This window comes from Paenibacillus luteus, from assembly GCF_006542765.1.
Taxonomy (GTDB): domain Bacteria; phylum Bacillota; class Bacilli; order Paenibacillales; family Paenibacillaceae; genus Pristimantibacillus; species Pristimantibacillus luteus.
The window spans coordinates 1-21,878 of the sequence record NZ_SKCD01000097.1 but is presented as its reverse complement, the minus strand read 5'-3'; the positions used below and the strand labels follow the sequence as shown (position 1 = coordinate 21,878).

Sequence of the window (21,878 nt, the reverse complement as noted above, 5' to 3'; positions counted from 1 at the left end):
TTGATAGAGTCACAAGCAACGATAGAGTCAGACATTCATTTAAGGCGGTGTACAAATGGCATTGAGTAAAAAATCAATCTACCGGATGGTAATTGCGCTAGTTGGCGCGGCAATAGCGGTATTTGCTGGCGTATCCATTCTTACGGCAAGCTCGGATCACTGGACAGAGCATGCCCAGGTAGATTGGTATAACGAAGATTACAATACATTCACTATTGATTCGGTGGAGAAGCTAGCGGGAATTGCGAAGCTGGTGAATGACGGCGTAACGGCAGACGGCAAAAATATCGATGGTTTTAGAGGCAAAATATTGACAGTAACCGGAAATCTTAATCTATCGGCCTATACTTGGGTACCTATCGGAACGGACGAGAAGCCGTTTAGAGGCACATTGGTTGCAGAGAGCGCCAATATTTTCGCCATTGAAGGCATGAATTTGGGTTCCAATAACGTGTATGCGGGACTTGTCGGCTACATGGACGGAGGCACCGTGGGCGGGTTTCATTTTGCCAACGGCAGCATCAACATTAATACAGTAACTCAATCTACTTACTCATCGGCATACGCAGGTGCGGCTGTCGGTAAAATGGTCAACAACGGTATCGTTTATAACATTACCAATACGATTCCCGTTAAGCTAAATGCTGCTGGACAGCGTGCTTACGCAGGTGGAATCGTCGGCGCGGGCGAAGGCTCGATTTCGAATTCGACGAACGATACTTTGGTCGAAGTGTCCGGAGCCTATGCGTATGCCGGCGGTATTACGGGCAGTGCTTCTAATGGCGGGCTTATTATTAAGAAGGCAACAAATAACGGTACTATCCATTCCGGTAACGGGGGCGCATTGGAAGTATACGCTGGCGGTATCGCGGGACATGCTTCCGGCACCTTGCTGATGGAGGATCAAGCGACACCGATTATCAATACGGCTTCGGTAACGGCTTCAAGCGGCGAACTGAGCTATGCGGGCGGTATTGTCGGTAAAGCTGGAGCAGAGGTCAGATTCTCCAATGAAACGGTCAACAACGGTGCAGTAAAAGTGGATGCGAGCGGCGCTAAAGGCTCTTATGCTGGCGGTATGGCTGGAGCGATTACGGCGCAGCAAAACCAGACTATATTTAATATTGCGCTTGAGAATACAGCACCTATTGTTAATATAGGCGGCACTAACGTCAATACGGGCGGCATTGTCGGTTACATCAACGGTTCATTCACTTGGAACAAGAGCTATTCAAACCATGTAGCGATCACCTCAAGTGGATCGGCCAATGTCTATACAGGCGGTCTGATCGGAAATATCTCTGGCGATCTTCGCTTCAACGGAGCTGCCCATAATACGGCAGAAGTATGGGTTTCCGGCAATCCGAATGAAGCTTATAGCGGTGGACTTGTTGGCTATGCTGGCTCGAGGGTACAGCTTGAGAGCACAGGCGAAGGCGATTATTCCAATAGCGGTAAAATGACAGTGCTTGGCGGGACAGGTGTCTATACGGGCGGAATTGTTTCTAACCGTGGATATGCAAAAGTATCTGGCGAGCCCAGCGTTAATGTCTTGAGCTTGGCTAATATTGAAGTAAACGGAGCGGCCAAGCTGTACACAGGCGGTTTTGTGGGCATGGCTTCGGAAGGAAGCCACAGAACGTTCTTGAAAGCTGTTTTTGCGCAGGAGATCAAGGTAACGACAGTATCCTCCAGCGCTGAACAAGCGGTGCGCACGGGAGGAATTGTCGGCTACATCGTAAATGGGATTATTGACAAAAGCTCCTTCCACGGGAAGCTTGAAGTTACGGGCGGCGACCACGTGTACACAGGGGGCATCGCAGGTGTGTTTAACGGCGGAAGCTTATCTGAGGTTTATGCAGGGAATGCACTTAGCAGCTTTGCACAAATTTCAACGGACGGTGTCGCCGGCGGTATCGTTGGTGATTTGAAAGGAACGATTGAAGGAGCGACCGTTAAGACGCTTGCTCTTGAAGTAAACAGCGCTGGCGGTACGGCTGGCGGTGTGGCTGGTAAAGCGCAGGGCTTGATCACTGATGCGAACGTCGGGCTTGTTGACGAGCGGAATGGAGATAGCGTCCTTATTAAGGCTGCTGTCCGCAATGCAGTCGGTAATGTAGACAACATTACGGCTGGCGGTATTGTAGGAACGAACGCGGGACTATTGACCGTTGTCAATAGCCATGTTGCTCAAATTGGACTGCTTGGCGAAGTAGGCAGAAGCAGCTATGCGCTTGGAGCCGTAGCGGGCCTTCTAACAGCCGAAGCGACAATTGGTGAGGATGATACGGCAATTCAGGTTGAACGAATGCTGTTTAACGTTCAAGGGGAGAAGAGCAATGTCGGAGGGGCCATTGGCATCAACTATGCGCCTAAAGTTAGCGTAAAGGTAAAAGACATACAGTTCAACGTACCGGCAAGCTCTGTTAATGCCGGAGCTATCGCAGGGGTAAACAATGCAGCAATTCAAGCTGAATCGAGTATTTTGTGGGCTGAAGGCATCGAATTTACAGCTCAAGGAAATGATGCCCATTTGGGCGGATTGTATGGCGAGCATGCGGGTCATGCGTCGCTTGGAAGATCAGAAAATATTACGATTACGGCAAGCGGCACAGGAAATGAGCTTGGCGGTATAGCTGGTAGAAATACGGGAACCTTGATTGACAATGGCTCCTTCAATCCTGTTATTCAAGCAAGCGGAGCAAACACTTCCGCCGGAGGTATTACAGGTCATTCCATAGGGGCTGAGAATGGTGCGGCAGCACTCATTTCCTATGTAGAGGTGTATGCAGAAGGCGAGCCTATGATCACCGCTTCAGGGGCAAACAGCAATATTGGCGGTATCGTCGGGCAAGCAAGCCGCACGGATCTGATAGATGCAATCGTGGGCACTGAGATTCCTCAGTACGCGATGTTGTCTGTCAAAGGCAGCGGCGTGGCAGTGGGAGGAATCGCGGGCCGCATCGAGCTTGGCAAGATTAAAGGCGACGCGGTCAAAACGAATATCAAAAACCTGGTCATTTCCACGACGACCGCAGCAACTAACGGCTACTTTGGCGGAATTGCGGGTTATGCCAAGGATACGCTGCTGGATAGTCTGGTTACGAGCAAAACCAACCTTACGATTAACGGTGATCATGCGGTTGTCGGCGGTGCAGCCGGTTATAATCGCAGCACGAACACGGCAATTATTACAAACGTGTATGCGGAAGATATGAATTTGAAAGTTAATGCAACGGCTTCAGCTTCCATCGCGGGCGGTTTTGTCGGTCTGAATGACGCGCGTGCCAATGAAGTCGGAACTGATCCTGCGACAGCGGTCAGTACCATTCAAAAAAGCCGTTTTGTCGGTGTTGTTAATATTGCTGCTCCATCCACGGTAACTGGCGGCTGGGTAGGCGAGAACCGCAGTCTGATTGCGAATAACAGCATTGCTGACAAAATTCCGGTTAACTTCAAAGCAAACAATGGAGTCATCGGCGGGCTTGTCGGCTTAAACCATGCAAGCGGAACTTTATATTATACGTATTCCAATGCCAATTTAAAAATCGAGGGTGAAAATGCACTGGTCGGCGGATTGGTCGGCGAAAACGCAGGTCATGTCATTGCTTCCTACTTCGATACGGACGTTACGACACTGGCTCACGGTACAGCGGCGCGTTCACTGGTGCTGGGTGGCTTGGTTGGCCGCAATACAGGTGAGATTACGAAATCATACAGCGTTGCTAATGTAACAGCAACTGGGGCTTACAGCTATGCGGGCGGTTTGGTCGGCGAGCATGCAGCTGGGTATATTACCGATTCGTATACAGCCAAAGAAGTTAAAGCGACCAATGCGAACTCCTTCGCAGGCGGCTTTATCGGCCGTATTACCGGAGGTAAGGTTACGACCAGTTACTCTGCTGTACAGGTATCGGCATCCAATGGCGCATTTGCCGGCGGCTTTGCTGGTCGTTATGACAATGCAAGCAAAGAACTGTTGTACAAATCCTTCTACGTGAAGGATGAGGATCATAACATTAATAAGGACCTGCCTGACTTTGCGGATGGAAATCATCGATTCTTGAATGTACATGCAAGACTTAGCACGATTCTTGAAGCAACGCTTCGCGATAGGGAAGTATTCCCAGGTCTGTCTGGCTGGGATTTCAATGAATCATGGAAGTACGGCTCGCTGAATGCCAGCTACAAATATCCAGAGCTGAACCGCAGCGCGAACAATGACGGCGGGGGCAGCAACGATGTCAATGCGAATATTCGCTGGTACATGCTGGATAAGGACGCGCTATTCTACGATATCGGAACCGAAGCGGAGCTGGCTGGCCTTGCAGCTATCGTAAACGGTACGATTCCGGGGCTTGAGAAATTTAATTTCGAGGACCGGACGATTCGTTTGCTCAATCCAATTCATATTCAATCCAAACAATGGACATCCATCGGCAAGGACGAGAACCATGCCTTTGAGGGTGAATTCGAAGGGAAGAATTACTTAATCGACGGACTTACGGTAGGTTCGTCTCAAGATTACGCCGGATTATTTGGTGTCATAGGCACGAATGGACAGGTTTCGAACATCGTTATGGAACCAGCATCCATTGCTGGCAGCAGATTTACGGGTGCGCTTGCCGGGATGAACAAAGGCAGCGTGTCAAACGTCACGATTACGTTGCTTGATCATGCCAACGTTACAGGCGGCATCGTGGGCGGCATCATTGGCCGCAATAGTGGAACCTATGCGGACCTAACGATTTCGCTTAAAGATGCAAGCTTTATTGAAGGAACAGGTGCGCAGCCAATCGTTGGCGGTATTATCGGGGATAACTCTGGCGCATATGAAGCGCAGGTGCTGAACCTGCAAGGCGGAAGCATTGGCAGTTCAGAAAATGATGCGATCATCGGTGGACTCATCGGAAGACAAGCTGGAGATGTTGGCAAGCTTGAATTTGCAGTCCATGCTTCCTCGCGCATTTACGCAACGGGCGAACGCAGTATCGTAGGCGGCGTCATCGGAAATCACGTATCCGGCAAGGTGGAGAACATGACCGTCAGCATTTCGGATGGAAAGCTTGAAGCTACAGGCAAGGATTCGATTTTGGGCGGAGTCATTGGCCGTTCTGATGCTAACAGCCCGCTTCTTCGAATGGCTGATGCTGGCAGCACACTTCGTCAGATTAAAATCATTGGCAGTGGCGAAGGCCCTCACCTCTACGGAGCAGGTACGGTTGGAGGCGTCATAGGCGCGAAGACAGGCAGCGGAAACAGCAACTTTGATATCGAGGATGTTTCTACTGAGAATGTAGTAATCGCAACGAAAGCAAGCAGCGAAGCCGTTGTAGTCGGCGGGATTGCCGGCAAGCTTACGGATACCGCGATTGCCCGCCCGGTCTTCCGCGGGGTAATCCATGGGGCAGGAAATAGTGTAACCGCAGGAGGAATCGTTGGTTATGCGCAAAATGCGATTATCATGAAAGCTGATGTGAAACCGGACTTTGCCTTTACGACAGGTCAAGGAGAAAGCGCGATTGGCGGTATTGCAGGCGTGAGCGCCTCAACTGATCGCGACAAGCCGTATTCTTTTGGCAGCTTGATTCCGTTCTATCATGGCATATACGATGCCAAGGTCCAGGGCGGCAAAGCATTGCTGGTAGAAGCGGCACATAGTACCGATCTGTTCGTGGGCGGTATTGCAGGCAAAAACAGCAACGCATCGATCTATCAGTCTAAGGAAATCGTTGATCTTGGAGTGAACGGCGGTAAGGCAGTTGCAATCGGCGGCCTAACGGGCTTTAATGATGGCATTATCGTTAGTTCGGATGCACAGAGCAATATCCATGCCGAAGCGGGAAGCATCTATTCGGTAGGCGGTGTAGCAGGGATTTCCGCCGGAGGAGAAATCCATTATTCAAAAGCGGTATCCCCGAATGGAGAAAAAATCGTTCTGGGTACTGCGGTAACGCAGCCAAACGTTGTACCTTCGACACATGTTGGCGGTTTTGTAGGCTTGGCGGATTATACCCGCATAACCAACTCTACAACAAACGTAGCCGTTGAAGTGAATTGCACAAATCCGGATAATACGATTTATGCGGGCGGTTTCGCAGGATTGCTAGGCGATTCAGATACACGCGAGGCATTGATCCAATGGGCCTATGCTACAGGCAACGTTAATGTTACGGGCTGGACTGGCGCTTATGCAGGCGGTTTTGCCGGTTCGGTTGATCACTATCTCATTTCGGATGCTTATGCATCCGGCAGCGTGCAGGCCTCGGGCTTCGACACGCGAAGCGGCGGCTTTGCAGCTGCTGTTGAGAGAAATGCGACGATAAGCCGAGCCTATGCAGTTGCTCCTAGCATTAAGACTACAGGCACGAACGGTGCCACTAGGTCTTATACAGGTGGTTTCGCGGGCTACAATGACGGGACGTTGAAGCAGGTTTATGCAGATGCAGCCAGTATCACAGTCCAAGCTAGTGGAGCAAATGTCCATACAGGCGCTTTTATCGGCTATAACTTTAGAGACGGCAAGGTGGAGCAGTCTTCATACAAAGGCACGCTTATTGCCATTGGCCGAAATCTGGGAGCTGGAGCAGCACTGGAGCAGGCTGATCTGACAGCCGGCCTAGGGCTTGGCGATTGGGACTTTGAAGTGGATACGACGTTCCTTAGCGATCAATCGGCTGGGGAGGCTGTCATCCGAACGGTGAAGCAATTGCAAGGCATTGTTCTTCTTATGAACGACACAGGGTTGGATTATTATCGTCTATACGATAGAGCTGCTGCAGCTAAACCAAGCTTTACGAAAATCATGCTGGCGGCAGACCTCGATCTTACAAGCAAAAAAATGACGCCATTCACCCGCTTCGGAAGCGAGCTGGATGGTCAAGGACATACGATTAAAGGCTTGAAGCTTGCGGCTGGAGATACAGGCACAATCGGTTTTGTTATTGAGAATGAAGGCCATATTCATCATTTGACGTTTGTAGACGCGAATGTTGAAGGCGGAGAAAGTGCCGGCATTGTCGCAGGCATCAACCGCGCAAGCGGTACGATCGAAAATGTTTCCGTTAGCGGAGCTGTTCGAGGAACGGCTAATGTGGGCGGAGTGACAGGCATCAACGAAGGCAAAATCAATAAAACGATTATTAGCGGCAGTATCGGAAGCCTAGCTTCGGGATCGACAACTGCTCTTGGCGGTATCACTGGCCAAAATAAAGCAGGAGCAGCCATTACGGAAGCCTTCTCGCTGGCGGACATCCATGCCGTATCCTCCCAAGCGGCGGCAGGCGGTATTGCGGGCATTCAACTGGGCCTAATCGATAACGCCTATAATGCAGGCCGTGTGATCTCGGAAGGGACAGGTAAAGCGTGGGCAGGCGGCATCGCCGGCCATGCGCAATCAGGCATGATCAGCCATTCCTTAAATACGGGCGAAATCAAAGCTGCCGTAGAGGGCAAGCTGATTAGCGGAAATACCTTCTTCGGAGGCATTGCTGGACAGAAGGACAATAGCGCATCCCTTGCGCAAAACGTCTTCAATAAGCAAATGCTGAAGCTGAACGTCGCTTATTATGATGCAGCAGGCAACCGGACGGCGGGACAAGCGGCAGAAGCTGCGGGCGTCATATCCCAGGAGCTTGTAAAAGCAACACTGCCTTCGCAGCTCAGCTCGTCTGTATGGCAGGCATTACAGGGTTTCTATCCGAGACTGCAAGCATTTGAAAACTCTGACACAGCTGTACTTGGAACAGCGGCTGTCATCTTGGGCGAGCGTGATTCAATCAACCGCATCAAGTCAGCCTTTGAATTGACAACAGACGGTGCAGTGAAATGGACGGCGAAGCTTGGAGAGGCAACGATCACTAGTGTTGCCGGCAAGCTGAAAGGAACTTTGACGAAGACAGGGCCAGTAGAATTTATCGTAGCGGTTAATGGACAGTCTCGTTCTGTTGTTCTCGGTGCCCCTTCAGTTCCATTTGCTGAAGCAGCGCTTGCACCTAAAGTCGTTTCGGGTGAAGTGAGTTTCAGTGATAAGGTATCCGTCGAGCTGGCTTCAGATGAGCCTCGCGGCGTTATCTATTACACGGTAGATGGTACGGAGCCTGATGAGCATTCACAGCTTTACACAGCTCCTATTGAATTGACGGCTACGACTACGATTAAAGCGATAACGGTTGTAGATGGAAAAGAATACAGCGCGATTTTGTCCGGCGTTTGGACGAAGCAGGTTGTATTTAGCGGAGGAGGCGGAGGCGCTGCTCCGGTTGTCACGCAGCCGGCAGTCACCGCTCAAATCGGCCAAAAATCCGTGGATGCGGAAGCGGGCACTCCGGTTACTGTCGCACGCAATAGCAAGCTAGTCTTGACGGCGCCGACAGGCCAAGTGATTTATTACACAACGGATGGATCTGCACCAACAACAAAGAGTCTTCAATATAAAGGGCCAATTCTGATTACTGGCAATATGACCATTAAAGCGATAACCGATAAGAACGAAGAAGTGGTTACGATCGCTTACAAGGTAGAGAATGCCAAGTATGAGCTGAAGAGCGATGCGAATAAAACCCCTTATATTACGGGTTATTCAAACGATTTGTTTAAACCGAACACAGCACTGACGCGTTATGAATTGATCAAGTCGCTATCCCTGCTGCTCGATATGGAGCAAGTGAGCGTAGGCAGCCTGTTCAGTGACGTAAGCGCAGGGGAAGAGGAGCTCGTTGCCTTCTTTACTTCCGCAGGCATCGTAGAAGGGTATCCGAATGGAACCTTCAGAAGCGACCGTGGTCTTACGAGAGCGGAGTTCGTTGTCATTATGTCCAGAGTGCTGAATCTCTCCATTGCTCAGCAGGGAGCAGCTTCTCTCTCGGACGTCAAGGGTCACTGGTCGGAAAAATATATTAATGCCTTTACGTCAGCGGGTTATGTCAAGGGCTTCCCTAATGGAACGTTCCGTCCGAATGACGAAATTTCAAGAGCGCAGGCCGTTGTCCTTATTAACCGGGTGATCAAAGCGCAAAAGCAAGGCGAGACAAACGCTGCTTATAAGGATCTGCCAGCTACACATTGGGCTTATGAGGAAATTATGTCTGCTTTAATCAAGTAGGAAAAGAGGAGATAAGAAGTGAAGCGTACCCTTAACCTGAAACTAGCCGCTGCGTGCCTGATCGTCGCTTTATTAACCGGTACGATTTGGTTTACAGGTGCGAAGGCGGAGACGCCTGCCGCACAAAACGCCGAACAAACCTATGAGAAGGCCAGCGCTGCCACATTTTATTTGCGGGCGCTGCGCAGCGATGGAACCGTGCTGGCGGTGGGCAGCGGGGCGCTTATCTCTGAGGATGGCAAGGCGGCAACAGCCTATCACGTTGTGAAAGGAGCCGCTTCTTTCGAAGCGATCCTCTCCGATGGCGCGGTCGTTAAGGCAGTTAAGCTGCTTAGCTATGACGAGCTGACAGATGCGGCTCTGCTTAAGCTTCCCGAGCGCAAAGACGCGAAGGGCAAAGTAGCAGTCTACAACATGCTTCAGGTTCGCGAAGCGCCCGTCAAGCATGGGGAGAAAGTGTTTGCCATTGGATACCCGCTGCGTGACACGCCGATTATTACGGAGGGAATTGTTAATAATCCTAGCGCAGAGATCAATGGCAGACCCCGTATCCTGACGTCGGCCCAAATTGCGAGCGGGATGTCAGGCGGACCGCTGCTTGATGAGCAAGGGCGTTTAGTAGGAACGATATCTGGTTCGCTTCGTACAATGAACAATATTCATCTGGTTATTGATACCGGAGACTTGCGGGCTTTAATGAAAAAATAGAGAGAGGCTGGAACGGCAGCGCATGTTGGCTGTTCCTTGTAGCAGCCGGGTTGTTTCTGATTGGAAGATGAATGTGAGTTCGTTGCATTCATCTTCTTTTTTTCTATCTGCTAGTCATTAAGTTCAGGGGCTTGAAAGCCATTGCCGGGTTCAGGCTGTTAAAGTTATGATGGAGTTATCTGGCATTCAAAGACGATTGGGGAGAAGGGTATGAATCGGCGTAAGCTGTCAATTGCAGCTAGTGTGCTGCTAGGCTTTGTGCTGCCGGCGGTTTTGATTATTCAAATCATATTGTCCGGCATGAGCATGCCCGAAGCCAAAGGCGGTTATTTGGATTTGCGGGATTGGAATTTTAGCGAGGATGGAATCGTTCCTTTAAAAGGGGAATGGGAGTTTTATCGAAATCAGTTATTGGAGCCGAAGGCCTTCGCAGATGCGAAAGATGGCCAAGCACAGGTGCTAGATAATGCTTTGTTAGTGGACGTGCCTGGCATGTGGAACGAATATATGGAAAGTACAAGCGTGTTAGGCGCTTACGGTTATGGAACTTACCGTTTAGTTATTCGGCTGGACAATACATCAGATAAGATATACGGCATACATACAGGCAACATTCGAATGGCTAACCGTATTTATATAAATGGACGAGAAGTAGGCGCTAGCGGAAACCCTACGAAATCTCCCGAATCATCGGTACCTAATAACGTTCCTTATATCGGTTTTTCGTCCGTGACGGGGGACATTGTGGAGCTTATTGTACAAGTATCTAACTATACGTATAATTCGGGCGGCATTATTATGCCCATTTCCTTTGGCGAGCAGGGAAATGTGCTTCATAATCGGGAATGGAGAGTGCTTCAGGATTTAATCTCGGCTATCGGCCTGATCATGCCCGCCATTTACCTGCTGCTTTTCTACCGTAAGCTCAGGCAGGAGCTGTCGCTGCTTTACCTTGGTTTGTTATGTATAGCGGGAAGCCTCTATGTTCTTACCCATGGCGAGAAGCTGCTGGCTGACGCTGTGCCGTGGATAGCTTATGCTGTGATATTAAAAATACAATTTGCTTCAACGGCATTTATCTATTATTTTTTGCTATTATATACCTCATCGGTCTCCTTAATCATAGTCTCTAAAAAGCTGCTTCGGGCTTTTAAAGTATTGACAATCTCTTTGATGGCTATTACCTTTGTGCTTCCAGCGAGCTTGATTTCAGCGATGGAGTTGCTCGTGGTTGTCATCGCTTCGAGCACGGTATTGTTTGTATTTTATATTATGCTGAGAAACTTTTCGAGAAGCTCTAACAACACTTTCTTTGATATGCTCAGCATATTAAGCATTCTCACTGTGATTGCTCTGCAATCTCTGCTACTGCTCAGCTTGCTAGACACTTTGACGATTATATCCTATGAAATGTTGTTTTTTGTCATTATACAGGCCATGACGATGTCTCAACGGTTTGCCAACTCTTATATGGAAGTTGAACAATTATCCCGTAGACTGATCACCCTGGACGTGCTCAAGGATGAGTTTTTGGCTAATACCTCTCACGAGTTGAGAACGCCCCTGCACGGTATTATTAATATGGCAGACTCCATTATGGAAGGGGCTGCGGGAACTATTACGACGGAGCAGTCTCGCCATATCGCGATGATTTCCGCAACCGGCAAACGGTTGTCCTTGCTTATACACGATATTCTTGATTTCTCAAGCCTCAAAAATGGCAGCATTCAGCTGTACTTCCGTCCGGTTCATCTGCCGACGGTTGTTGATTCGGTCATCGAGGTCGTGAAGCATACGGCAGGCAGCAAAAAAATAAGCTTTGTCCAGCAATGGCCGGATGATATGCCGCTGCTGCATGCGGATGAGGATCGCCTCGTTCAGGTGCTGTACAATCTGCTCGGCAATGCGGTGAAATTTACGCATGAGGGAGAAATCAGCATCTCTGCAGATATCGTGGGCGAGAGGGCCGTTATAACCGTTGCAGACACAGGCATCGGCATCCATACGGAGCGCTTGGAGGATGTGTTTCATGGCAACTATCGGGACGCTGAGGGTTATGATCCTGCCTATAAAGGCTCAGGCTTCGGGCTAGGCATAACGAAAAAGCTAGTGGAGCTAGGGGGCGGTCGGATTTGGCTGGAGCCGGAGCGGGAAATCGGTACGGCGATTCATTTTACGATGCCGATTTCCGATGTGCAGGAGCTGCCTGGAGCGCCTGCGTACAGGGATGTAAACCAGCTGATGGATAGTAGCAATAATGAGGCTGCTACAGCAGCAGAAGTCATAGCAGATTACAGCGATAAGGTGAGCAGCGGAACGATTCTGATCGTAGACGATGATCCGGTTAACTTGCAAGTGCTGCAAAACCTATTGTCGGTCGAGCATTATAATGTGATTGCGGTAACGCAAGGAGAAGCGGCGATTAACGAAATTAGGCAAAATCTGAGTATTGATCTCGTCATAGCGGACTGGATGATGCCAGGCATGACAGGCATCGAGCTAACCCGGATGATTAGGGAACGGTTTTTGATGTCGGAATTGCCGGTGCTGCTCTTAACCTCCAGAAGCTATCCCGATGATATGGAGAAAGCATTCCAAACAGGGATTAACGACTTCCTTAGCAAGCCGATGGAATCCAAGGAGCTGCGTGCCCGCGTCAGAACGCTTATTCAACTGCGAAAATCCGTGCAGCAGGCGGTCCAGTCGGAAATTGCTTTTTTGCAAGCACAAATTAAGCCTCACTTTTTATATAACGCGCTGAATACGGTGATTTCAATTTGTCCGGTCAATCCGGATAAGGCTTCCATGCTGCTGATGGAATTGAGTCAATATTTACGCGGAAGCTTTGACTTCCATAATCGGGATCGCATGGTTTCTGTTCAGAAGGAAATCGAGCTGGTCAGGTCCTATCTCATGCTGGAGCAGGCTCGTTTTGAGGAACGGCTGCGGGTGGTGTATGAAGTGAACGAGGAGATGTATACTCTTATTCCGCCGCTTAGCATCCAGCCCCTTGTTGAAAATGCGATTCGGCATGGCATTATGCGCAAAGCCCACGGAGGTACCGTTACGATTTCGGTAAAAGAAAACGATAGCGAAATTGTAATCTCGGTATCGGATAATGGTGTGGGCATGTCGGAGAAGCATGCTGAGGAGGTGCTCGCAGGGACGGTTGAAGGCAGAAAAGGGGTAGGCCTTCGGAATATAGACCAGCGGTTGATTGCCCTATACGGAAACGGACTGCAAATCAAAAGCAGTCTAGGAGAAGGAACAACCGTGAGCTTTGCGATTGCAAGAACAAAAATCGCTGGATTAACAGCGGCAGCCACAAGGGGGGGATTAAAGTGAAGGCGATTCTAATCGATGATGAAAATCCAGCTTTGCTCCAACTGGAGCGTCTGCTGCTTGCGGATGGACGTCTGGAGGTGAGAGGTAAATTTACGCTGCTAGCTGATGCGATACGACATATCAAAACAGAAAAGCCGGATATCGTTTTTCTAGACATCGAGATGCCGGAGGTTAATGGCTTGGAGGCGGCGGAGTATATTCAGCAGATGGACAGCGATATTACGATCGTGTTCGTGACGGCTTTCTCGGAATATGCAGTAGAGGCGTTCGAGCTTCAGGCCTTCGACTATTTGCTGAAGCCGGTATACCCGGCCCGTCTAGCCAAAACGATTACCCGAATCGGGGCAGGAGCTGCCCGGCGTATACCTGTAGCTGAGCCCCCAGTCCAAGAGGAAGAGGCGAAAATTCTTTGTTTGGGCAGATTGGTGCTGCGAAGCTCCCCTGACACGCTAGAGTCTTTTAAATGGAGAACGCTGAAATGTCATGAGTTATTCGCTTATTTGCTGCATCATAAAGGGAAGTGGCTGGACAAGAATCATATTATTGAGACGCTGTGGTCCGATTTCTCCCAAGAGAAGGGGATCAATCATTTACATACTTCCATCTATCAAGTGCGAAAGCTGCTGAGCAACTGGAAGTCTCACATTAAGGTTGAGTTTGACCGGAACAGCTATCGCCTATCGGTAGAGAACCTGAGCGTGGATGCAGATTTACTAGAGAAGGTAACGGAACAGCCGGTCATTACCCAGCAAAATTTGAAGCACTATGAAGGGCTGCTTTCTTTGTACCGTGGCGATTATTTGGAGGAGCTGGATTGCTTCTGGGCCGTGGCAAGACGTGAGCAGCTGCGGCGGCTGTATATCCAGCTCGTCATGACGTTTGTTTCGTACGAGCTTGCGAGTGGAAGAGGGCTTCAAGCGGTATTGAGGCTGAATACGCTGCAGGAGAGAGAACCGTACTCCGATGAAATTTGCCGCAACATGCTGCTTGCCTACGAAAATTTGAGAGATAAAGCGGCCTTGCAGCGTTACTACGAAAACTTTGAGGCTGTGGTCCGCGCGGATCTGAAGATTGAGCCAGATAAGCAAACCAAAGAGTTGTATGCGCAAATTCATATGCGGCTGAGCCGGGCATAATGAACCAAATTCCTGTATTCTCAAATTGACACAGGGGAGACCGTTGTCTACACTGGGAAGAGGCGAACAAATGGGAACAAAGGAGTCGGAGCATGTTGAATCATATTAGTATCGAGCAAGCGGTGCAGAAGCTGAACCCGCCGCAGCGGGATGCCGTTCAGGCAACGGATGGTCCTCTGCTTATTATGGCAGGAGCGGGCAGCGGCAAGACACGCGTGCTTACGCATCGAATTGCTTACTTAATTGAAAAAAAGCGTGTAGCGCCGTGGAGCATACTGGCGATCACCTTTACAAATAAAGCCTCACGCGAGATGCAGGACAGGGTTAGCGCTCTTGTGGGGCCTTCGGGACGGGACATTTGGGTGTCCACCTTCCACTCCATGTGTGTACGGATATTGCGCAGGGATATTGACCGGATCGGCTTCACTTCCAGCTTCTCTATTCTGGATTCCTCCGATCAGCTGTCGGTTATCCGAGGCTGCATGAAGGATATGAACATCGATACGAAAAAAGTGGAGCCGAAGGCCGTTCAGGCGGCGATCAGCGGGGCGAAGAACGAGCTGATCTCGCCCGAGCAATTCGAGCAGAAGGTCGGCGATTACTTCGAGGGCATCGTGGCCCAGGTATTTACGAAATATCAGAAGAAGCTCAGAAGCAACAACTCGCTCGATTTTGACGATTTGATCATGATGACGATTCAATTGTTCAAGGATGTGCCGGAGGTGCTTGAGTTCTATCAGAACAAGTTCCGCTATATCCATGTCGATGAGTATCAGGATACGAACAGAGCGCAGTATATGCTTACCCGCATGCTGGCAGATAAGCATCATAATATATGCGTTGTTGGCGATAGCGATCAATCCATTTACCGCTGGCGCGGGGCCGATATTACGAATATTTTGAACTTTGAAGGCGATTACCCTGAGGCACGCACGATCATGCTGGAGCAAAACTACCGCTCGACCGCTAATATTTTGGATGCGGCGAATGCGGTTATTAAGCTGAATACCGGCCGTAAACCGAAGAAGCTGTGGACGGATCAAGGCGCAGGCGATCTGATTTCACTTTACCAGGCGGATACCGAGCATGATGAGGGTTATTTCGTAACGGGCGAGATTCGCAAAAATGTGAACAGCGGCCGCAAATTTGCTGATCATGCGATTTTGTACCGAACGAATGCACAGTCCCGGGTAATTGAGGAAATACTAATCAAATCGGATATTCCGTATCAGATTGTCGGCGGGATCAAGTTCTACGACCGCAAAGAGATCAAGGACTTGCTCGGCTATCTCAAGCTGGTCTCCAATCCGGATGACGATATTAGTTTGGTGCGTATTATCAATGTGCCAAAGCGTGGCATCGGGGATACGACGGTCGGGAAGCTCGCCGATGAGGCAGCGAGACGCGGAACGTCGATCTATCGGGTGTTAAACAACCTAGGCGAGGTTGAGGTGAATGGGCGCACAAGAACACTGCTCCGCGAATTCTACGAGATCATCGATAACTTGACGCGTATGGTGGAATATCTATCGGTGACGGAACTGACCGAGAAGGTGCTCGAGCTATCGCAATACCGGATGGAGCTGCATCAGGAGAATACGCTGGAATCAAAGGCTCGTCTTGAGAATATAGATGAGTTTCTGTCTGTGACGATGGACTTCGAGAAACGAAACGAAGATCGGACGCTAGTTGCTTTTCTGACCGACCTTGCTTTGATCGCGGACATTGATTCGCTGAACAAGGACGAGGAAGAAGCGGAGAAAAACAAGGATGCGATCACGCTGATGACGATGCATAGCGCCAAAGGTTTGGAGTTTCCCGTGGTGTTCATCATCGGCATGGAGGAAAGCGTGTTTCCACACAGCCGCGCGCTGGCGGACAATGAGGAGCTTGAAGAGGAACGCCGGCTTGCTTATGTGGGCATAACGCGTGCGGAGAAGCGCTTGTACTTGACCTGCGCGCGCATGCGGACGCTATTCGGCCGCACAAGCAGTAACCTGCCCTCACGCTTTCTGCAGGAGATTCCAGAGAGCGTGAGGCAAGGGGCTTCAAGCGGCAGCGGCGGCTACGCACGCGCTGGAGGTGCTCGCAGTGGCGGCGTTAGCGTCATTGGCGGTACAGGTGGCGCGGCGCAAGGCGGAGCCAGCCGCGCCATGCCAGGGCGCGCGCCAGCAAGTGGCGCGCCTGGCGCAGGAGGCCGTTCCCCGGGTATGGGGGGAACGGGCCCGGCCGCGATGGGCGGCAGAGGCGGCGTGCGGGTTAGCACGCCGCTGCAGGACGCCGCTCGGGCGGCCCAAGGCAGTGGCGGCGGAGCGGGAGACGCCGCTTCCGGAAGCTTTGCTTCCGGCGAGAGAGTGTCCCATGGCAAATGGGGCATCGGCGTTATTGTTTCCGTGAAAGGGACGGGCAAGGACATGGAGCTGAATATCGCGTTCCCGGCACCCGTCGGTATCAAGCGTTTGCTTGCAGGCTTTGCGCCCATTACAAAGGTATAAGATTCATTTCTTATTTTGGACGATTAGAAGGAGGAGCCGCCCGTGAACGCTCAATTGGAGAAAATGCAACAGCTCATTGCGATCATTACCGAGCATAACTATAGCTATTACACGCTGGACCAGCCGACGGTCAGCGATGCGGATTATGACAAGCTGTACGATGAGCTGGTTGCGCTGGAGGCTGAATCGGGAACCGTTTTGCCGGAGTCGCCTACCCAGCGGGTAGGCGGCGACTTGCTGAAGGGCTTTGAGCCTTACAAGCACCGTGCCCGCTTATGGAGTTTGGATAAGGCGCAGAACATCGAGGATCTGGTGACCTGGAATACAAGGCTGCTTAAAGCGGTGGCTGACTATAACGCCAAAAATCCCGAAGTTGATCCGCTGCCGCAGCCAACCTATGTCGTTGAGCTAAAGTTTGACGGACTTACGCTTAATTTAACGTATGAGGATGGCCAGTTGGTACAAGCGGCAACGCGCGGCAACGGTACGGTAGGCGAAGGCATTTTGCAGCAAGTTCGTACGATTCGTTCGGTACCGCTCACGATTCCTTTCACCAACGGCATTATCGAGGTCCAAGGCGAGGGCATTATGCAGCTTTCGGTGCTTGCGAAATATAACAAAACCGCGGTTGAACCGCTCAAAAATGCCCGGAATGCGGCTGCCGGAGCACTGCGCAACCTTAATCCGAAAGTAACCGCAGAGCGGAAACTGAACGCTTTCTTCTATAATATTGGCTACGCTGATGGAGTCGCTTTTGAGAACCATCAGGAAATGCAGCAATTTCTAAAGGACAACCGATTTAAGGTTAATCCTTATGTAACCTATCAGAGCACGATTGAAGAGGTTCAGGAAGAGCTGGTTCGGGTAACTGAGCAGCGCGATCAGCTGGATTTTCTAATCGATGGGGCTGTCGTCAAGGTTGTGGATATTCGCACAAGGGAAGCGCTGGGGTATACGGATAAGTTTCCGCGCTGGGCCGTTGCCTTTAAGTTTGAGGCAGAAGAGACGACGACGGTATTGGAGTCCGTATCCTGGGAGGTTGGCCGTACTGGCAAAATAACGCCGGTCGCCCGTGTAGAAGCAGTCGAGCTGGCAGGCGTTACCGTTCAGAACTGCACACTCAACAATATTGGCGACATCGAACGCAAAAACCTGAAGTTCGCACTCGGCACGCTTGTAACGATTCGCCGCTCGAATGACGTCATTCCGGAAATTCTGGGCAAAGCAGAAGAAGAGCCCGGCGAGGAAATTGTATTTCCGACGGAATGTCCATCCTGTGGAACGGTGCTTGAGCAGCGTGGCGCTCATTTGTTCTGCAACAATAAATTAGGCTGTCAGCCGCAAATTATTGGGCGCATTACGCATTTTGCCTCGCGTGATGCGATGGACATTGACACGTTCAGCGTCATGACGGCGGACCAGTTGTACAAGGATTGCGACGTACATGATCCCGCGGATTTATATGCGCTGACTTATGATGATTTGATTAAGCTTGAACGCTTTGGGGAGAAGAAGGCGCTTAAGCTGCTTGCAGCCTTTGAGAAATCAAAGGACCGGGAGCTGTCGTCCTTCTTGTTCGCACTCGGTATTCCGAATACGGGCAAGGCGACTACGAAATTGCTGGCCGACCACTATGGCAGTCTGGATGCGATTATGAAGGCGGAAGCAGAGGAGCTTGTGACGCTTCCTGATATTGGCGGCATTGTCGCTGAGAGCATTGTCGGATATTTTAGAGATCCAATCATTCTTTCAAGCATTGCCAGAATGCGCGAGCTAGGTGTGAAGGCAGAAGCAGAGCAGCAGCTTGTAGCAAGGAATGATAGTATTTTCAGCGGGAAAACAGTCGTGTTAACTGGTACTCTTCCTACGATGTCGCGGGATGAGGCAGCGAAGCTACTCGAAGCTTGCGGTGCCAAAATTTCAGGCAGCGTCTCCAAAAAAACCGACTTTGTCGTCGCTGGCGAAGCCGCGGGAAGCAAGCTGACCAAGGCTCGAGAGCTTGGCATCACGGTAATAGAAGAAGAAGCAGAGCTCATGCGCTTATTAGGTGAGACGGTCGATCTATAACGATACAATATAATGACAAAGCGGCAGGCCGAATTCGGCCTGCCGCTTTGTTTTGTCCCCTGAGAGGTTATAGTTCATTATATTAGTGGCTCAACGGGAGCAAGGCTAAGGATTTCTAGCGCTAACAATGCTCTAGTCTGTTCCGCAGCAACAGGACGAGAGAAGAGATAGCCCTGCAGCCGATCGCAGCCAAATGCGGCCAATTGGACATGTTGGGAGGTTTGCTCTACGCCCTCTGCAAGTACATCTAGCTTAAGGCTGTGAGCCAGCTCAATAATCGAATGAACGATGGAGCTCCCGGTCGTTTCCTTCGACATTTCTCGAATAAATGACTTATCTATTTTCAACGTATCAAGCGGAAGCTTCTGCAAATAATGAAGCGAGCTGTAGCCCGTTCCAAAATCATCAATCGCGATACGAACGCCCAACGTTTTTAGCTTATGAAGCTTTTGTATCACTTGGTCGGTGCCTTGCAAGCCGATGCTCTCGGTAATCTCCAGCTCAAGCAGGGAAGGAGGAAGCTGGCTTTCCTCCAAAATCGAGCGAATCATCTCAAATAAGCTCTCATCTTGGAATTGCTTCATTGAGATGTTGACGGCGATTGTAATCGGAGCTAGTCCTTCATTTATCCAGCTTTTCGTTTGAAAGCAGGCCTCCCGCAAGACCCATTCCCCTAGCTTCGTAATCATACCGGTTTCCTCGGCAAGTGGGATAAACTCAACTGGCGATATGAGTCCGCGCTCCGGATGTTCCCATCTCACAAGCGCTTCCAGCCCCGTAATTCTGCCCGTGGCAGCGTCAGTTTGCGGCTGATAATATAGGGTAAACTCTTTGTTCGTTAAAGCCTCTCTCAGTTCCTTTTCCATTGTCGTTCTTCTAATAATAGCTTCATTCATCTCTGAATTGAAAAATAGTGTCCCGTTTTTACCTTGCTCCTTGACCCGATACATGGCAATATCCGCATATTGAACGAGCTGTTCAAGCTCGGTACCATGGTCGGGATATAAACTGATTCCTATGCTGACCGTAGTATGGATAATATGATTTTCATATAGGACTGGCTCGATGACGGTTTCCTGAACGTGAAGAGCTAGCTGCTCCGCTTCTTCCGCGTCCGAATGGGAAAGCAGGATAATGAATTCATCACCGCTAAGCCTAGAAATAATCCCTTTGCTGCCGATGCAATTTTGCATTCGCATTGCCGTTTGCCTAAGGAGCCAGTCCCCCGCCTGATGGCCCAGTGAATCATTAATAAGCTTGAAGCGGTCCAAATCAACAAATAAGAGGGCGAAGGATTGTTCAGTATCAGCATTAGAGCAGCTATTTAAAGTATCGGTCAAGGTTTCGAAAAAATGATGCCGATTGGGAAGACCAGTCAAGGTGTCAAAATAGGCAATATGCCGAATGGTATCCATAGATTGTTTTTTGGCAGTTATGTCTTGCGCGATGACATAGACGCCTACCAACTGCTGTTCAACAGTGATCGGTATCACGGTTGTTTGCAGATAGACCGTGGTTCCAGACTTATGGGCGAAAGTGGTTTCACCGTTCAGCGTATGACCTGCTTTAAGCTGAGAGAACGAATCAGAAGAAGACTTATTTAACGAATGACTGATTAAATCTTCGAAGTTTTTCCCTTTGAGCTCCAGCCAGGTAAAACCGGTAATCCTCTCCATTGCGGGATTTACGCTCAGAAGCTGTCCATCGAGATTGAACCAAAAGACAATGTCCGGATTATGCTCATATAGTGATTTGAAACGTTGCTCGCTTACCTCAAGCCGTTTCTCTGCCCATTTGCTTTGAGTAATATCATGGATGACCAGCATATATCCTTCTAGTTTTCGTGAAGTGCGAATGGGTTTTCCGGTTATCCGGACGATACTGCCAGCTTTTCCTTCGTTCGGCACTAACCAAAGCTCTTGAGTAGTAAGCTGTGTTCCTTGTAAGAGCTGCTGCAACGGCTCATGATGGAACGGGAGTTTTGTAACACCATTAACATGAAAAAAAGCAGGTGAGTTTCCTTTCTGGCTTGCATCATGGATTTGGTAGCCGTACTTGGTCGCGGCATCATTATGGAGGACAAGCTGCCCATCTAGCCCGAAGATGACAATTCCTTCATCCATATGGCTGAATAGCAGCTTGCTGCTTGGATGATATAGCTTGCTGCAAAATTGCTTTCTAATATAGTAAAGAATAATGAAGGCCATTAAACTGGCAAACACGGCAATAACGATATATTCATTCCTGTGGGAACTTTCGAGCCATAGGGACGAAAGTGCCGCATGATGCATGTAAAACAATGTGGAAACACTCCCTCGTTAGCTTTGCTGTATTGTTTGAATACATTTATATAGAGATATTATTCATCATGTTAAATTCATTGAGAATGATTGTCAATTATAACCGTGCTATTCAATAAGATGTGAAAAACGTGTGCAAAAGTAACTGTAAAAAATTACAACTTGTATTATGCAAACGTAAGTGATATATTATTTCTTGTCGCTTCTGAGGCACAGACAAACAAGCTTAATGAGACACAAACAAATGTGAAACAAAAAGCTTGACACTGTGAAACGAAGATGATAATATAACTTCTTGTCACCGACAAAATGTGACAAAACAAGTTCTTTGAAAACTGAACAAATGGATCACGTCGATCCGATAATGTTTTAAAATAGCTAGTTAAGTTATGAGCATTTCAAACACCAATTTGGAGAGTTTGATCCTGGCTCAGGACGAACGCTGGCGGCGTGCCTAATACATGCAAGTCGAGCGGAGTTGATGAGGTGCTTGCACCTTTGATACTTAGCGGCGGACGGGTGAGTAACACGTGGGTAACCTGCCTATAAGACTGGGATAACATTCGGAAACGAATGCTAATACCGGATACGCGATATGGTCGCATGACTGAATCGGGAAAGATGGAGCAATCTATCACTTACAGATGGACCCGCGGCGCATTAGCTAGTTGGTGAGGTAACGGCTCACCAAGGCGACGATGCGTAGCCGACCTGAGAGGGTGAT

The 21,878-nt window shown here is 49.6% G+C and carries 7 protein-coding genes and 1 rRNA gene; 7 read left to right on the top strand and 1 reads right to left on the bottom strand.

Annotated features, from left to right (window positions below; genetic code table 11):
* Positions 1 to 55: 55 nt before the first annotated feature.
* From E0496_RS34535 to ligA, 6 genes are all read left to right on the top strand, one after another.
* Positions 56 to 9,103, top strand: a complete 9,048-nt coding sequence (locus tag E0496_RS34535) for a chitobiase/beta-hexosaminidase C-terminal domain-containing protein (RefSeq protein ID WP_141506430.1) — start codon at positions 56 to 58, stop codon at positions 9,101 to 9,103.
* Between the two features lie 18 nt (positions 9,104 to 9,121).
* Positions 9,122 to 9,811: a S1 family peptidase gene (locus E0496_RS34530; protein WP_141506429.1), complete on the top strand. Its 690-nt coding sequence runs from the start codon at positions 9,122 to 9,124 to the stop codon at positions 9,809 to 9,811.
* A 210-nt stretch (positions 9,812 to 10,021) separates the two neighbouring features.
* On the top strand, positions 10,022 to 13,156 hold the full coding sequence (locus E0496_RS34525) for an ATP-binding protein (protein WP_141506428.1): 3,135 nt from the start codon (positions 10,022 to 10,024) through the stop codon (positions 13,154 to 13,156).
* Positions 13,153 to 14,292: a response regulator gene (locus E0496_RS34520; RefSeq protein ID WP_141506427.1), complete on the top strand. Its 1,140-nt coding sequence runs from the start codon at positions 13,153 to 13,155 to the stop codon at positions 14,290 to 14,292. Before E0496_RS34525 ends, E0496_RS34520 begins: the two co-directional genes overlap by 4 nt.
* 92 nt (positions 14,293 to 14,384) lie before the next feature.
* Complete coding sequence (gene pcrA, locus E0496_RS34515) at positions 14,385 to 16,787, top strand: DNA helicase PcrA (protein WP_175598168.1); 2,403 nt, start codon at positions 14,385 to 14,387, stop codon at positions 16,785 to 16,787.
* Positions 16,788 to 16,850: 63 nt separating this feature from the next.
* Positions 16,851 to 18,854, top strand: coding sequence for an NAD-dependent DNA ligase LigA (ligA, locus tag E0496_RS34510; protein WP_141506578.1), 2,004 nt, complete (start codon positions 16,851 to 16,853; stop codon positions 18,852 to 18,854).
* Between the two features lie 77 nt (positions 18,855 to 18,931).
* Here ligA and E0496_RS34505 read toward each other — a convergent pair whose 3' ends face one another.
* Entirely contained in the window at positions 18,932 to 21,145 is a 2,214-nt protein-coding gene (locus E0496_RS34505; protein WP_241675103.1) for a sensor domain-containing protein, read from the bottom strand.
* Positions 21,146 to 21,561: 416 nt separating this feature from the next.
* On the opposite strand from E0496_RS34505, the gene E0496_RS34500 reads away from it, so the two are divergent.
* Positions 21,562 to 21,878: ribosomal RNA gene (locus E0496_RS34500) — 16S ribosomal RNA — on the top strand; the annotation flags it as partial.